The following is a 16,269-nucleotide window of genomic DNA, read 5'->3' on the forward strand; positions in this document are numbered from 1 at the left end:
ATAAAGAGGCAGAGCATAGATATTTTAATGAAAAAAGCCCAAATATCTACTATTCTAATCCGCACTTAGGAGTGGGTTTGGCAAGTGGGAGTGTAGCAGGGATTGAAGAAGATGAGAATGGCAATATAAGCTTCAATGCAGAGAAGTTTGTGTTAGGGTTTTTGGGTGGGAGCTTAGGGAGCAAGGCGGTGGTTAAAAGCTTAGAATACAAAACTAAAAAACTAACAAAAGCTTATCCAAATATGGCTACAAATAATCCAAAGCTTTTCAAAGAAGTGTTTAAAAAAAGCCTATCATACGGATTAAGCAAAAATACCTACAACTTGCTAACAAATTTTTTCAATAAAAATAAGTATCTTGATATAAATCTGCAGATTTTTGCAGGGGAAAAAGCTTTATTGGCTGGAGAGTTTGGACCACAAAAGAAAAAACTAAAAGTCGCAAAAGAGATGAAAAAACAAGGCAAAAGTGAGCTAGAAATATGGGAAAGCACAGGCTGGTATAAAGATTTAGATAGAAAGTGGAAGTTTGAAATTAATCCAAATGGTGGCAGGATAATATGGGAAAAAATGCCTTTCACACACGGGCAGAGAACAACTTTGGGACAAATGCTAAAAGATGATGAGCTTTTTAGGGCGTATCCTAGCTTAAAAGATGTGGTGGTAGAGAATAATGAATATTTTGGTTTTTCATATAGCCCAAAATCAAGGAATATCACAATAGGGCAAAAGACTGATAGAGAAGATATTAAGCCTTATATTTACCACGAAATACAACACGCTATCCAGCACATAGAAGACTTTGCGACAGGCTCAAGCTCAAGAGGTGATCACCATATATTAAGCTATGGAGAAATGGAAGCGAGAAATATAGAAAACAGAATGAATTATGGAAGCGAAAAGTTTCCACATCAAACAAGCGAACTAAACCAAAAAGTAAGAAAAGATAATGTAGCCCATTATACAAAAGCCCAAAAGTTAAAACCAAGATTAGAAAAAGAACTAAAAAAACTAGAAAAATATATAGATGAATATGAATCTTATCCTTCTTCTGCTAATTCTAATAAGCATAATAGATTATATGAAAAAATGCAAAATCAAAATGAAAAGGTTAAGTATTTAGAGAGCGAAATTGGATTATATGAAAGTCAATATCACGGCTGGACAGGAGAGTATTACAAAAATAACAAAAACATTAAACCTATTGTAGAGAGACATAGTGAAGCTTTTAATGGTGCTAAACCTTTAGAAAAGGCATTTTTGGATTCTGATAATATCAATATTGAAGCTTTAGAAGCAGAGGCAGTGAAGTTACCAAAGGTGCTAAGTTTTAGGGAGTTTAAAGAGCAGTTTAGGACAGATGGTAAGGGTAATGCTAAAGTTAATACACGCATAGGAGAAATTAAAATCAATGTGCCAAAGGCTTATAACCATTTTGTGAAAAATACTTACAATGTAGATAGGAAAGAATTTAGCGGAGCATTTTTAGATACTTTAGTCAATCCGCTTTTTATAGTGAGACAAAAGTATCGTCCTAAAGTGTCTCTACAAGGCAAAAGCCTACAAAGGAGCAATAACTCGCTAGATTCCAAAATGCAAAACAAATCTAGGATTCAGATAGGCGACAAAGAAATTATACAAGATTCCTATGTGTTTTACAAGCCTTTTGTAAATGAAAATGGTCTTGTATCTTTAGCTAGTTTTGCAATTAGTCAAAATGGAGAGCTTTTGCATAAAACTTTCTATGATATTAAAACTATCTCTAAACTAAAGAAGCTTATAAAAGGAGATGATGAGGATTTGTTGTATTTTAAAAATAGCAATGTTTTACTTAATCCACAAGAGTTAAAAACTATTTCTAAAATCCAAAAAACTTACAACTTCAATGAAGCAAAAGCCAAAGATTTGTATGAATGGCACAAGGATTCTAATCCTATCACAAAGGATAAAAATGGTTTGCCTAAAGTATTTTATCACGGCAGTTGGAAAGAATTTGAAGTCTTTCAAAAAGAACTAACAAGAGATTATGAAATGCCACAAGGTTCTTATTTTTCCTCCAATAAAGCAGTGGCAAAACAATATGGAGAAACACTCTATGAAAGTTTTTTGAAAGTGAAAAATCCTTTTATTATAGAAAATTTTGGAAATACTTTTAATGACTCAAGAGATTATATTATAGACAAAATAGCAAATATTGATTTATCAAAATACGATAGTATTATTTTAAAAAATATCAAAGACAATCCTAATGGTAGTGGAGGAAAATTGGCAGATACTATTATCATCTTTGATAGCAATCAAATCAAGCACATAGACAATCAAGGAAGCTACACAGATATACAAGGCAATATCACAAAAGAAAAGCCAAAGGATAAAGAGGCAGAGCATAGATATTTTAATGAAAAAAGCCCAAATATCTACTATTCTAATCCGCACTTAGGAGTGGGTTTGGCAAGTGGGAGTGTAGCAGGGATTGAAGAAGATGAGAATGGCAATATAAGCTTCAATGCAGAGAAGTTTGTGTTAGGAATGCTAGGTGGAGTTGGTGGAAGTGTCTCCTTTGCTAAAGGGGTGAAATATCTAAAAGACAATCCACAAGACAAAGAGCTAGTAGCACAAGAGCTAAGCAATACACTAACAAAAGGTTGGGAGAGTGCTAAAGCAAAATACCCCCTTTTAGAAGCCTTAGAACCAAGATATATTATCAAAAATGAAAAAGGCAGGATTCTCCAAAGCAAAGCAATATTAAAAGAACTTTTTGTTAAGGAGGATAGGATCTTAGAAGAGAGGTTAAATTCTTTTGCAGAACCATTGCCAAAAGCTTTAAGCAAACAAGAGTTTTTAAACCAAAAGAACAGAGGATATAACAATATCAATACACCCATAGGCGGAATCACTATCAATTTAGAACACGCTTGGGAGCATATGAATAAGAAAAATACTTACAAGAAAGATAGGAGTATGTATAGCGGAGCATTCCTTGATACTCTTACCGACCCGCTTTTTATCGTTAAGCAAGAATATGTCCCTAATCCAAAGTTGTCTGCGAATGCTAGGGAAATGCAAAATAGCAAACTAGTGCAGAATAAAGACAATCAAAGTATAGCACAAGATTCTTATGTCTTTTTTAAGCCCTACCAATTGCAAGAAAAATATACCTATATGGTGGGATATGCCCTTGATACTAATGGCGAAATTATCAACACAACTTTTATCCCTATGAATAAAAGGGATTTTGGCAGAATTAAGAAAATGTTAAATTCTAATGTGCTGTATTTTAAAGAAAGAAAAAACGATTTTCAATATTTTAATGAGAAGTAAAGAGACTATTTAAAAAGAATTTACTATTTTCAATGGAGAACATAGGATAAGGAGCGTGTTTTTAATGGATAAAAACCAAATGGAACTGAAAGCAATAAGTAATAACAAAGCACGGCAATAAAAGAGTTTTTTTAAAAGGGTTAAAAATTTTGAGTTATCCACCCGCTAAAGCATGTGGGACTTCTAACTAAATAGCTTTAAAACTTGTTTAACAAAAGTCCTTCTTTAGTATTGATTACACAAATATTTTTGTTTTTAAATTGATTTTTTAATATATAAACTATATAATCTCAACAGTTAAAGAGTTGAAACCTTGTAAAAAAGGACTCATAAATGAAAAGTTGCTTTAATACTATTGTAACAGTTAAAACAATCAAAAGCGATTCTAGCATCATGAGATTAAATCCAATTAGCGAAGCGATCAAGAATGCTATTGATGCAAAAGCAACTCATATTGATATTTGTTTTGAAGAGTGTGAAAGCAATAGTTTATTTGGTAAGGGTATTTCTATCTCTATTAAAGATAATGGTGCTGGTTTTAATTGCTCCGATAATCAATATATGCAAAATAGATGGACGCATTATAAAGGTGGAGATTATATTAAAAATACCTTAGGAGGAAGAAGTAGAGGCAGATATTCTTATCTTAAGTTTGTTGATTTTAAAAATGAATGTTTGAGTGATATTATAATATACACAAAATATAACAATAAAAGTTATAGCGTTGTCTTTCAAGGTGAAAATCAAAATATAGGATTTAGCGTCAAAGAAGAAGTTGCAAATCGTAAAGAAAATTTTACAACGAAATTATATATCAAAAGACTAGGAAATAAATTTATTAATGACAATACAATAGAACAGATGATTGAAAAAGCAAAAAAAGAAATTATAGTTGAATTTTCAGATAAACTTCTAAAGGGCATCACTTTAACTATCAACAATATTAAAATTAATGTTGAAGAATATATAGAAGAACAACTGGAAAAAGAGTATGAATTAAAAAATGGACAAAAAATTAGTGCATATATGGTTGTTTGGAAAAATGAGATTGATTTGGCAATCGATAAAAAGCATGTTTTTTTATTTAATATTGATAATATTCCTCTTGGAAAAATACCATCTGGTTGTCAAAAATCAATATTTAACTGCCATACTGTATTTTTAACGAGTAGTTGTTTTGAAGAGGATTGTGAATTTATCGATATTAATCCTAACTATACACAGATTATAGAGGAAGCCAAGAATTTATACAAACCTGACTTAGATAAATTATTATATAAAGTTTGGCTTAAAAATGCAGATTTGATGGCTAATAAATTAGCAGAAGAGAGTGAATTTTTCAAAGATGAAACCGATAAAATGATACAAGAAAAAATTAAAGAAGCATATATGGTTTTATCTTTGCCGTTGCTTATAAAACAACATAATATTAATCGTAGCAACGCATCATATTTTAGCAACTCGCTAATAGGATTAATTTCAGATAATTCTTATAATACGCTTGAGAATTTGGAACTTGTTTTTAATTTAGAAAAAGAAGATCATGAAGTTTTTAATTATGTAAGAGAGAATGTTAATATTCTGAATCTAATAAAAAAATATTATAATTATATATCAAGACTTGATTTTTTACAGCATTTTGAAAATTTGGTATTAAACGAAGGGAAGGCAGAAACAAAGGAAAGAAAGGAGCTACATAAAATTGTAGAAAATAATTTATGGTTGTTTGATGAAGAATATCTAAATCTTGATTTTTTTAGCGATCAATCATTAAAAGGAATTTTCAATGAAATAAAATTACCAATAAATATAGATAGTGAAAATCAATTAAATACAATTCCGGATATTTTTATACCTCGCACTAAGGATAATAAATTAATACTTATTGAGTTAAAAGCACCAAAAGTAGAAATAAATTCATCAATACTTACCGATGTGTTTGATAAATATATCACTAAAATTCTTAAATCATTATCAAAGCAAGGAAGTAATATTGATTATGTGAAGGCTATATGCATTTCATCAAAAAAGCAAGAATTTACAGGAAGCTTAACTGGAGATAAATACAACATAAAACCAATGACTTGGAAAGAAATAATTAGTATAAGAAAAAAAGACTTAGAAAACCACATAAAAGATGTTAAAAGTAATTTATCTCTATCAAAATATAAAGATATTTACGATTTCAAAGAAAAAGAAATAAAAAGGGAAAGGGTTGAAAATTTAAAAAAAATATAAAAATTAAATGTTTTTTAATAAAAACGCATTTTAAATCGAAGCGCTTTGATTTGAAGTTGAAAATTTAAGTAATAACAAAGCTCGGCAATAAATTTGAGTTATCCACCCGCTAAAGCATGTGGGGCTTCTGACTAAATAGCTTTAAAACTTGTTTAACAAAAGTCTTTCTTTAGTATTGATTACACAAATACTTTTGTTTTTAAATTGATTTTTTTAATATATAAACCTTATATTCATTGTTGTTGAAAAGAAAGGTAAAAGTTAGCTAAAGAATAGTTTAAATAATTTGCTATACTTTTTTGTATAATAAAAGGTAAAAAGTAGAGCAGGGTTTAATTAGAAGTTTTTACTTTGTTTTGTAGTTTTTCTACATCAATTTTAAAATCAAAAAACTCTGATACTGCACCAGAATTTACCAAGGCAGTAAATTGTGAAGCAGCTGCATTATAGTTATTTTCTTGTAAATATAAAAGTCCATTAGCAATTCTAGTTTCAAAGTTTGTAGGTGCTTCTAGTTTAGAGAGTTGTAGAAGAGTGGCGGCGTTTTGGGTATGTCCTGCACCAATTGCGGCAACAGCAGCTAAAAACAATGTTTGTGTGTCTTGTTCTTTAAAGTCATCAATAAGGCTGTTATAAAGTGTGAAAGATTTTTCAAACTCTTGGAGATAAATATAGCTCAAAGCGAGTGCTTGAATGATTCCACGCACATCTTTTTGCTCGGTAATGAGGCGATTGTCTAAATCTTGCTCTACATAATGCAAAGTTCCAATAATATAAGCAATTTCAATATACATTTCTCTAACAACAGCCGCCCCATAATAAATAGGATCTTTGTTAATAATTGAATCTTGGTAGTAACCTTGAAGCTTTAGAGCAAGGCTTTTTGGGTCATCTTTATAATTGATTGCTAAAAGATTAAGTAGGTTACTTAGGGGGTCATTGGGAAGAAGTGTTTTTAATCCATTAGCAGATTCTATGAGTAAATTCTGATCTTGAAGAGCTATATTTTGGACAAAATTAAGAGCATAATAAATAGCAACATTACTTTTTTTGTTTTCTAGCGATTCAAGGGGTTTTGGTGTCCCATCACGCGCAAAGTTTAGAAGTGTTTGAAAAAATTCTCTTTCTTGTGGTGTGGTTTCTAGGTTTGCGAATTCTTGAGAGACTTCATTATCTAAGCGTGTGGAATCCCGATGGGTGAGTTGAGAAGTAATAAGTGCAAAAATACCGGCTAATAAATCTTTTGGATTAAGGTGAAAGGCGCGTATGAAGTGCTGATAAGAATGATCAAAATCTCCCATTTGCGCGTAATTAAGCCCTAAGTTGTAATGTAAGATAGAGTGATTGGGATAGTTTTTGGTAGCGCTAATAAGTAGAGCATTGGCTCTTCTAATATCGCCTTGTAATGTTTCTAAGATTGCATTGGCAATATTGCGATTAACTTTGGAGATTGTTTGTCCGCGCAGTAATATTTCTTTGGCTTCTTGGAGATTCTCTATGTGGATATTGATTCCGCCTTCTTGGATAATACTGAAAGCTTCTTGTGCATCAAAAACCTTGTAAGGAGCAAAATAAAAGAGAATCTTATAGGAGTTTAGCTTAAAACCACTGAAGTTATCCCAAAATCGTTTTTGGGCTGTGTTGATATTAAAAAAATCTTGTTTTAAAGTAACTTTAATGGGGTAGGGATTATGCTTGATGGCTTCTTTATTGTTGGCATATTTGCTTAATATTCGTGAAACTTGTGTGTAATCATGCAATTGGAGTTTGACAAGAAGTAGTGCCATTTCTCTTTGGAGAGAGATTCCAAAAGTGTCAATAGTTTGTTGGATTAAAGTGTTGGCTTGTTTGTATTCTCCAATTCTCGCATAAAGAAGTGCTAGATTAAACCAATGATTGGGATTTTCCGAATCTTTATTAAGGGTTTCTAGGGCTTTGCGATTATTATTAAAATAAGCATATAGCGATGATAGTAAGAGATTATTTTGTTCTTGGTAGTAAGATGAACTTGGGTGTGTGAGAGGAGAGAAAGCTTCAAAATAATTTCCTTGATAATAGTGTGTGAGAGCATAAAGATAAGAATAAAGGGGGAGATTCCCAGCATAAGGAAGGTAGGTTTCTGCAAGATTGAGATAATATTGAAATTTAAGTGGTTGATTGAGATATAATGCGCAAACAGCAGCATTAAGGGAGCTAATTACACGATCCTCCCCTAAATCAATGGCTTTTTGAAAAGATTCCATTGCATTAGCATAGGATTTTTCTTCCATTTGTGCAACTCCTAGATTGTAACTAGAGAGTCCTTCAGAATAGTTTGAGATTTTACCATAGAGATCAAGCGCCTCTTGTTTGTTTCCACTTGAATAAAGAAAGTTAGCCTTTTTAAGCAACGCATCGAGATTTTCAGCATCAGGGATAATGTCTCCACCTTTTTGGATTGAGAGTTGTGGTGGCAGTATTTGTGTGGTTTTTTGGGGTTTTTTGGTTTCTTGAGTAAGAAATTGCCCGATGATAAAAATAAGAGCAACCATAAAAATTCCAAGTAATAAAGCAAGAGAAATAGTAGTTTTTTTATGTTTTCTAAAGAATTCTTGCAGCTTATCCCACTTGGTTTGTGGTTTTGGTTTTTCTTCTTTGGTTAGAATGTCTTGGAGAATATCTAAGCCATCATCAAGATGAATAACCTGTTTGCTATCTTCTTGATCAATCATTAGATTACCTTAGATAAGGTTGTAAAACATTTGGAATATCAATGCTTCCATCTTCATTTTGGTAGTTTTCCATAATTGCAACTAAAGTTCTGCCTACAGCAAGGCTTGATCCATTTAAGGTATGGACAAGAATATTTTTTTTATTAGAATCTTTATAGCGAATTTTTGCGCGTCTTGCTTGGAAATCGCGTGTGTTAGAAATGGAACTAATCTCGCGATAGCAATTTTGTCCAGGTAGCCACACTTCAATGTCAATGGTATTACTAGCGCTAAAGCCTAAATCTCCACTACAGAGTTGGATTAAGCGGTGAGGTAGTCCTAATGAAGCCAGTAAATCTGAAGCACAAGAAACCATTCTTTCTTGCATCATATCGCTATCTTGGGGAGTGGTGATAGCTACAAGCTCAACTTTATCAAATTGATGTTGGCGAATAATGCCCCTTGTATCGCGACCTGCACTCCCAGCTTCTTTTCTGAAGCAAGGCGTGTAGGCAGTCATCATTAAGGGCAAATCTTCTTCTTTAAGAATTTCATTATTGTAAAGATTGGTTAGTGTAACTTCTGCAGTGGGTATTAAGTAAAGCTCGTGCCCCTTTTTGGCTTCTTTGCTATCTAATTCCTCCTCTTCAAAATCTGAAATTTTAAAAAGATCATTTTCAAATTTTGGCAATTGCCCTGTTCCAAAGAGAATTTGAGAATTCACAATAACAGGAGTTCCCACTTCACTAAAACCTCTTTGGGTGTTAAAGTCAAGCATATAATTAATAAGCGCCCTCTCTAATTTTGCTGCTATTCCCATAAAGACACTAAAACGACTTTTAGCGAGTTTTACTCCGCGCTCAAAATCAATCCATCCATTTTGCTCAGCAAGTTCCCAATGTTCTTTTGGCGTAAAAGAAAATTCTTTTGGTGTAAGAATCTTTTTAATCTCAATGTTGTCTTTTTCATCTTTACCAATGGGGGTTTTAGAATCAGGAATATTGGGGATAATATGAGAAAATTCTTGTAATTTTTCTTCCCAGCCTTGTATTTCTTGAGTATAGAGTGCGATTTCTGCTTTGAGCAAATCACATTCTTTTTTAAGTGGTTGAATATCCTTTCCTTCTTGTTTGTATTGTGCAAAGAGTTTGGTTTTGCTATTTTGTTTGGCTTGGAGCTCTTCAAGTGCGATCTTTTTTTGCTTGTAATTAAGGTGAGTTTGTCTTAAAGTTTCTAAAAAAACTTCATCAATATTGCGTTTAGCAAGTTGTGCTACAACTTCTTCGAAATCATTCACTAAGAGTTTTAAATCAATCATAAATTCTAGCCTTAAAAATAATTATCTGTGTCCATTTTATCCTATAGCTTGTTAAAACATAATAAATTCTCAGATTGATTTTAATTTTTAGCAAAAAATGGTGGTATAATTTTAAAAATTATTCGCCGCTACAAGTAAATTACAATAATTCAAGGAAAATTTATATGAATAGTGTTAGTGGATTTGGTTTGATTTTGATGTTGATAGTGGCAGTTTCGTTTTTGATTGTTGTTGCAACTATCATTTCTGTGGTAAGAAGTGGTGATAAGCTAACTTCCTTTGAGAAAAAAATTTTAGTTTTTGTTGCAGTGGCGTTGTGTCTGCTGGTAGTGGGGCTTTACATTACTTCAAATCTATCTTTATTTTTGGCTTTAATTGGCTAGACTTTATTTTTTCTCCAAGTGCCTTTTTGGAATATTTTCCAATATACAAATGCGCGCAAAAATGTCTCTAAGCAAATGCAAAGATAAATATAAGAAATAGGATAGTGAAACTTAGCAATCAAATAGCAAGGGATGACTCTTAATCCCCAAATCATTAAAGTGTTGATGATTAATGTAATTTTAGTGATTCCTGCCCCTCTTAATGCACCATCTAAGATACAAATAAAAGCAAATGCGACTTGTGAAATACCAATGGGAATTAAATATTTTGCACTTGCTTCAATGGTTTGAGTATCATTGGTAAAAAAACTTGTAAGAAAGGGAGCAAAAAATGTCATAATTAAGCCAATTATCCCCATAAAAAGGCTTCCAAGAAAAAGTGTATTTAAGGTGCTGTATTTGGCTTCTAGAGGTTTGTGTGCTCCAAGGTTTTGTCCCATTAATGCCATAGCAGCAATCATAAATCCAAATCCGGGCATAAAGGCAAAGCCCTCGATTCTTGTGGCGATTTGATAACCTGCTAAATCAAAAGTGCCATAAAGTGCTACGAATTTAGCCATTAAGATCATAGACAAAAGCGTAAAAAGTCGCTCACAACCTGATGGAATTCCAACGACAAAAGCGCGTCTAATATAATCAAAATTAATTTTTCCTCTTAGAGAAATTGGGCTTTTTTTGTAACATAGCAGATATAAAAAAAGAGCTAAGGTTTCAATAAAATTGATAATCAAAGTGGCAATAGCAGCCCCAATTACTCCAAATTCTGGGATAATTAAAAAGCCAAAAATAAAAATATATTTTAAGATAGGATTGATAAGCGTGATAAAAATTTTAATAAAAAAGGGTATTTTTGTCGCTCCAGCAGCAGAAAATGAAGAAATGCTTACTTGTTTAATTAAAAGCAAGGGAATGGTAAAAAGTGTCAAACCCAAATAAGAACTGCCAATTTCTTTGGCTTCATTAGAAATTCCAATCCAGCTAAAAAAATAGTCATAGCATAAAAATGCTAATAAGCACAAGGGAATGGAGAAACAAAAAGCTGCAAAGGTAAGACTTAAAACTACTTCATTGGCGCTTTCTCTTTGGTTTGCACCAAGGAATCTTGAAACTAAGGCGCTATTGCCAACAAAAATAATTGTTGTAAAAGCAAAAGCTAACATCATATAATTAAGACTAACTCCCACAGCCACAATGGCGTTAGCGCCAAAAACTCCGATAAACATTAAATCGATAGAGAGATTAATAATATCCAAAAGAGAATTTAGTCCAGAGGGGATAGCAATGTTTAGAATCTTTTTGCTGCGTTGTTTGGAGTAAAAATGTAAAAAATTAGGCACGCGCAACAAGCCTAGCGACTAAAGCTAAAGTGTGAGAATCTCGATTTCTGGAAATAAGCTTTTCTTCATAAAAAAGAATTTCTAAGTCTAAAAATGCCCTTAAAAGCTCATTTTTTCTTAAAAGATGGGAAGAATCTGAAGCAAAAGCATTGTGAGATTCGTTGTCGCTTCTTGCAAAAGTTTCAAAAATCAAAATACCATTTTTTTTAAGCCCCTCAAAGATAGAAGGAAACAATCTGCGCTCCAAAAAAAAACTATTGCAAATAAGATCATAATGATTTTTGGGGATACTAAAGGTGTCTAAATCCACGCAAATAGGATTAATATTGACTTCATCTTTAAGGCTTGAAATGGCATAGGTAGAAATATCAATACTATCCACCACAAAACCATTATCGCGCATAAATCTTGAATTTCTCCCCATTCCACAAGCAATGTCTAATGCTCTACCTTTTTGCGCTTGAGTAATGTATTGAGAAAGAAGTTCTAATGGCGAGTTTGGGATAGGATTGTTTTGGTGGCGCAAATCCCACTTTTCTTTGTCGCTAATCATCAAAACGCTTTAAAATATTTTGATAAGAATCAATGCGTCTATCTCTCAAAAATGGCCAGATTCTGCGCACTTCTTCACTTCGTTTTTTATCCCATTCAAAATACAAAATTTCTTCACCCTCTACACTTCCAAGTGTTAAAAGCTCTCCTTGTGCGCCAAAGGCAAAACTAGATCCCCAAAAGCGTATGCCCTCTAAAACTCCACTTTTATCTTTTTCAAATCCCACGCGATTAATGGCAACTACTGGAATCCCATTGGCTACTGCATGACCTCTTTGAATGGCTATCCAAGCTTCCCTTTGGCGATCTTTTTCTTCTTTAAAATCAGAATCAAACCAACCAATTGCAGTTGGATAAATTAAGATTTCTGCTCCCTTTAAAGTCATACTTCTTGCAGCTTCTGGATACCATTGGTCCCAACAAATCAAGATTCCAAGCTTTCCAAGGCTTGTAGAGATAGGCGTAAATCCTAAATCCCCGGGAGTAAAATAAAATTTTTCATAAAATCCTGGATCATCTGGAATATGCATTTTTCGGTATTTTCCTGCAATTTCTCCATTAGTTTCAAAAACTACAGCAGTGTTGTGATAAAGTCCGCTTGTGCGCCGTTCAAAAAGTGAAGTTACAAGCACAATTTTATGGTTTTTAGCAATTTCACTAAAGTATTCGCAATCTTCTTCAAAACTCAACGCATAATCAAAAAAATCTACATTTTCACTTTGGCAAAAATATTCTGTTGTATGTAATTCTTGTAATAAAACAAGATTTGCACCATTTTTTGCTGCTTCTTTGATCATTTTTGCAGTGGTTTGCAGGGTGGCTGTTTTTGTGCCTTTAAAGGCTTGTTGAATGAGAGCAACTTTGATATTTTGCATTAATAATCCTCATCATTTTCATAATCGCTATCGCTATTATCGTAATCATCTTCATCATAATTGTATTTATCACTATCTTCATATCTAGAATCATATCCATCGTATTCTTCTTCTTCAAAATCTTCACATTCATCTTCATAACTTTTTGCTAAGATTTGCATAATGTCTCCTTTTTTAAAATAATTGAAATGGCTTCACTTGCAAGACGCAATCCAAAGCTTCCTGTAACACCACTAAAGCTTCCTAATTCCTTGCAGTGAGGGGGTTCTGGGCTAAAAATCGCTTGAAAATTTCCCTTGAAACCTTGCTTTTTTAGTCCCTCGCGAAATTTTCTAGCAAATTTATCCCCATAGGTTTTCCAAATACTAGCGCTTTGAATCTGTGAGGGATCAAGTTTCTTAGCACTTCCTGTAGAAGAAAGAAGTAGGGGCATATTTGGATTTTTGGGGTGATTGGCAATTGTGAGGGCTAGAGCGATTTTTGCATCAATATCATCAATTGCATCAATGACAATATCAAAAGGAGTAAAATCAAAATTTTGAAGAAATTCTTGAGTGATTTTAGTTTCTATGGCTTCTATGCCTTGATATTTTTGTGCTAGGATTTTTACCTTTTTTTCTCCCACACCCTCAAAAGAGCCAATTTGTCTATTTTGATTGGTTTCATCAAAGCTATCATAATCTATAATGCAGATTCTGCCAATTCCTGTGCGATAAAGACAATCAAGAGCGAATCCTCCAACGCCACCCACCCCAAGAAGTAAAACACTGGAATTTTGGAGTTTTGCAAAACCATCTTCTTTAAAAAGTAAAAGAGTGCGAGTAAAGCGCTTATTTGTCATTGCATAATCCAATTTTGTAGGGGTTGCATACTTTTTTTAGCAGTAAAATCAAGGGTGATAGGGGTGATAGAGACATAATTATTCATTACAGCGCTAAAATCTGAAGATTCTTGCTGATTGCGCTCTTTCCAATTTAGCGGATGAAGTCCTAGCCAATAGTATTCTTCTCCACGAGGATTCCTATGTAAATGTGCATCATTCCCATAAAGTCTAATTCCAAGCTCTGTAATTTTCACTCCTTTGCATTGATCTTTTGGAATCTGTGGAATATTGACATTTAAAAACTCTCTTTTTTGAAGAGGGAAGCCATTTTCTAAGATTTTTTTTGCAAGGTTGTAAATAGTTTCTTTAGCAAGAGAAAAATCAAATCCAAAGTAATTTTTATCTTGTAAGACTTGCGAAATAGCTATAGAGGGAATATCGTGTAAAACTCCCTCCATAGCAGCACTAGCAGTGCCTGAATAGCTAACATCTTCACCCATATTAGAGCCTATGTTGATTCCACTTACAATTAAATCTGGTTTAAATCCTTCTTCATAAAGTGCGTGAAGTGAGAGATAAATACAATCAGTTGGCGTTCCATCATCAAGTTTATAAAAATCATCATCAAGTTTTATAAATCTTAGGGGACGCGTTAGTGTCATTCCATGCCCACACGCAGATTTTTCACTCGCAGGAGCAACAATCATAACATGTCCTAGCGGAGATAAGGCTTCTTTAAGCGCTAGTAATCCTGGGGATTGGTAGCCATCATCATTAGTAATCAATATTCTTTTCATAGATTCCTCATTAAAATGTAAAATATTCTTCCAAAAGGATTCTTAAGGCTTGATTAGTTTTAGGATTTAGAGATTGGAGTTGCATTTGCAAAGATTCTTGAAGCTTTTTAGCTTCTATTTTGGCAGTTTCTAATCCCAAAAGATTGACATAGCTATTTTTTTCTGAATCATTTTGTGTTGTTTTTCCTGCTTCTTGTGAACTTTGTGTTGCATCAATAATATCATCACGGATTTGGAAAAATAGCCCTAAATCCAAGCCAATTTTATAAAGTTTTTGGCAGAATTTTTTATCACATTTGGCTATGATTCCACCCATTTTTAAAGCAGCAGCAATAAGTTTGGCAGTTTTGTTTAAATGAATGATGCGCAACTTCTCTAAAGGTAGAGTTTGTTTTTCAAAATAGCAATCTAAGGCTTGTCCCAAAACCATACCATAGATTCCGCCATTATAGCTTAGAATCTCAGTGAGCTTGTTTTTAATTTTTGGCTTTAAAGAAGATTTGGCAATACAATAAAAACTATGAGTATTGAGTGCATCACCAACTAGAATTGCGCCACACTCATCGTATTTGTGGTGCAAGGTTGGCACACCCCTTCTTAAAGTGGCATTGTCCATTGCTGGTAAATCATCATGAATTAGTGAATAAGTGTGCAAGATTTCTAAAGCAAGTGCAGGAGCAAAGGCTTTGGAAGTAAATTTTGATTTATTAGCATAAACAACACTTAAGAGTAATTTAGGGCGGAATCGTTTCCCACCACTTAGCACCATTTCCCAAAGCGCTTTTTCATAATAAGGGTGAAAGCTAGGGACTTTAGGGGGTTGCGAGATGAGGTAAGATTCAAATTCGCTAAAAAGAGAATGAAGTTTCTCTGTCATTCTTTGCCTTTTGTGTATTAACTTCTATAAAAAATTGAAAATCATTGCGAGAGATAAGCCATTTTTGTCTATCATTAACATAACTTCCTAAAAAATGGATAATAGAATCATAATCTTGTGGGACATCTTTTTGATTGATTCTTAAAACCTTATCGCCAACTTGTAACTTTTCAAAACCATTTTTAGCACTAGGTAAAATTTGTGTGATTGTAAAGTCATTAGAAATTTTTATGCCTACTCTTCCAAAAAAATCTTCTTTTAAAAGCATACCACCACGTCGCTTATCCACTTTTACAGAGAGATTTTGCACTATACCATTGCGCTCTATTCTAACAGGAATTACAGAATCTTCTTTTAAATCTAAAACCACACGATTAAAGTGACTAACATTTGGGATAGCTTCTCCATTAATCATCATAATAATATCGCCATACTCAAAGGGATTGTTATCAAAAAATGGATCAATGAGATTGACTTCAACTCTATCTTTTGAATTTTGAAACACCCTAATGCCAATATCACCATAATAAATGGGATTGTTAATAAAGCGATCAAGATATTTTTTTTCTAAAAATTGATTTTTGCCAATACCAATTCCATAGTTTTGATCACAAATGGTATTAATAAGGCTATTCTGAAAAGTTGGGACATTTAAAGTGGCAAAATCAACAGGGCTTTGCATTCTTGTCATAATCTTTCCACTTACACTATGAGTAGGCGTGATACTAGCAATCTCATCTTCTAGCATTTCGCTATTAATTTCTTTTAAAGAAATGGGGTTTAGATTGGTTTTTGACTCTAGGAGATAAAATCCTAAGAAAGGATCGTGTTTGAGGATTTTGTAGTCTTTTGGGGTGGTATTTGGAGAATAAAAAAATAATACACTTTTTGCAGGAAGTTTAGCATTTTTTTTCAAAGGCTTGATGGCGATTCCATAGCTTTGATCTATTTTTTCCATAGAATGCACGGCTTTAATTTGACAAGTGCTAAAATCATAAGCGACAAGCTTGATGCTTAAGCCAAGACTAAAGAGTAAAAGCAAGAGTTTTTGTTTCATTA

The 16,269-nt window shown here is 33.0% G+C and carries 13 protein-coding genes; 3 read left to right on the forward strand and 10 right to left on the reverse strand.

Translation table 11 applies throughout. The annotated features are described in order from the left end of the window. Together CCY98_RS08645 and CCY98_RS06135 are read left to right on the forward strand one after the other, a co-directional pair. Positions 1-3,320, forward strand: a 3,320-nt coding sequence (locus CCY98_RS08645) for an LPD23 domain-containing protein (RefSeq protein ID WP_343217649.1), incomplete at its 5' end; no start/stop codon positions are given. 333 nt (positions 3,321-3,653) lie between these two features. Next, positions 3,654-5,558, forward strand: coding sequence for an ATP-binding protein (locus CCY98_RS06135; protein ID WP_112057691.1), 1,905 nt, complete (start codon positions 3,654-3,656; stop codon positions 5,556-5,558). A 332-nt stretch (positions 5,559-5,890) separates the two neighbouring features. On the opposite strand, the gene CCY98_RS06140 is transcribed toward CCY98_RS06135, so the two are convergent. Continuing rightward, complete coding sequence (locus CCY98_RS06140) at positions 5,891-8,269, reverse strand: hypothetical protein (protein ID WP_112057692.1); 2,379 nt, start codon at positions 8,267-8,269, stop codon at positions 5,891-5,893. Positions 8,270-8,273: 4 nt separating this feature from the next. After that, the gene (serS, locus tag CCY98_RS06145; protein WP_112057693.1) at positions 8,274-9,566 is read right to left on the reverse strand and encodes a serine--tRNA ligase; all 1,293 of its coding nucleotides are present in this window, start codon (positions 9,564-9,566) and stop codon (positions 8,274-8,276) included. Positions 9,567-9,730: 164 nt separating this feature from the next. On the opposite strand from serS, the gene CCY98_RS06150 reads away from it, so the two are divergent. Continuing rightward, on the forward strand, positions 9,731-9,949 hold the full coding sequence (locus tag CCY98_RS06150; protein ID WP_112057694.1) for a hypothetical protein: 219 nt from the start codon (positions 9,731-9,733) through the stop codon (positions 9,947-9,949). Here CCY98_RS06150 and CCY98_RS06155 read toward each other — a convergent pair. Genes CCY98_RS06155 through CCY98_RS06185 form a run of 8 tightly spaced genes read right to left on the reverse strand, consistent with a single transcriptional unit; the run spans position 9,946 to position 16,267 of the window. Further along, on the reverse strand, positions 9,946-11,286 hold the full coding sequence (locus CCY98_RS06155) for an MATE family efflux transporter (RefSeq protein ID WP_112057695.1): 1,341 nt from the start codon (positions 11,284-11,286) through the stop codon (positions 9,946-9,948). The genes CCY98_RS06150 and CCY98_RS06155 overlap by 4 nt on opposite strands. Continuing rightward, entirely contained in the window at positions 11,279-11,839 is a 561-nt protein-coding gene (locus tag CCY98_RS06160; RefSeq protein ID WP_112057696.1) for a methyltransferase domain-containing protein, read from the reverse strand. Before CCY98_RS06160 ends, CCY98_RS06155 begins: the two co-directional genes overlap by 8 nt. Beyond that, on the reverse strand, positions 11,832-12,713 hold the full coding sequence (locus CCY98_RS06165; RefSeq protein WP_112057697.1) for a carbon-nitrogen hydrolase: 882 nt from the start codon (positions 12,711-12,713) through the stop codon (positions 11,832-11,834). Before CCY98_RS06165 ends, CCY98_RS06160 begins: the two co-directional genes overlap by 8 nt. Then, entirely contained in the window at positions 12,713-12,874 is a 162-nt protein-coding gene (locus tag CCY98_RS08450; RefSeq protein WP_181566554.1) for a hypothetical protein, read from the reverse strand. The genes CCY98_RS06165 and CCY98_RS08450 overlap by 1 nt, the downstream gene beginning before the upstream one ends. Further along, positions 12,862-13,554, reverse strand: coding sequence for a ThiF family adenylyltransferase (locus CCY98_RS06170; protein WP_112057698.1), 693 nt, complete (start codon positions 13,552-13,554; stop codon positions 12,862-12,864). Before CCY98_RS06170 ends, CCY98_RS08450 begins: the two co-directional genes overlap by 13 nt. After that, positions 13,551-14,333, reverse strand: coding sequence for a 5'/3'-nucleotidase SurE (gene surE, locus CCY98_RS06175; protein WP_112057699.1), 783 nt, complete (start codon positions 14,331-14,333; stop codon positions 13,551-13,553). Before surE ends, CCY98_RS06170 begins: the two co-directional genes overlap by 4 nt. 10 nt (positions 14,334-14,343) lie before the next feature. Then, a complete protein-coding gene (locus tag CCY98_RS06180; RefSeq protein ID WP_112057700.1) occupies positions 14,344-15,210 on the reverse strand; it encodes a polyprenyl synthetase family protein in 867 nt (288 codons plus the stop codon). Beyond that, positions 15,182-16,267 carry a PDZ domain-containing protein gene (locus CCY98_RS06185; protein WP_112057701.1) on the reverse strand — a complete coding sequence of 362 codons (1,086 nt, stop codon included), beginning with the start codon at positions 16,265-16,267 and terminating at the stop codon, positions 15,182-15,184. The genes CCY98_RS06180 and CCY98_RS06185 overlap by 29 nt, the downstream gene beginning before the upstream one ends. Between the last annotated feature and the right edge of the window lie 2 nt (positions 16,268-16,269).

This window comes from Helicobacter sp. 11-8110 (genome assembly GCF_003288905.1).
In the GTDB taxonomy this organism is placed as follows: Bacteria; Campylobacterota; Campylobacteria; order Campylobacterales; family Helicobacteraceae; genus Helicobacter_D; species Helicobacter_D colisuis.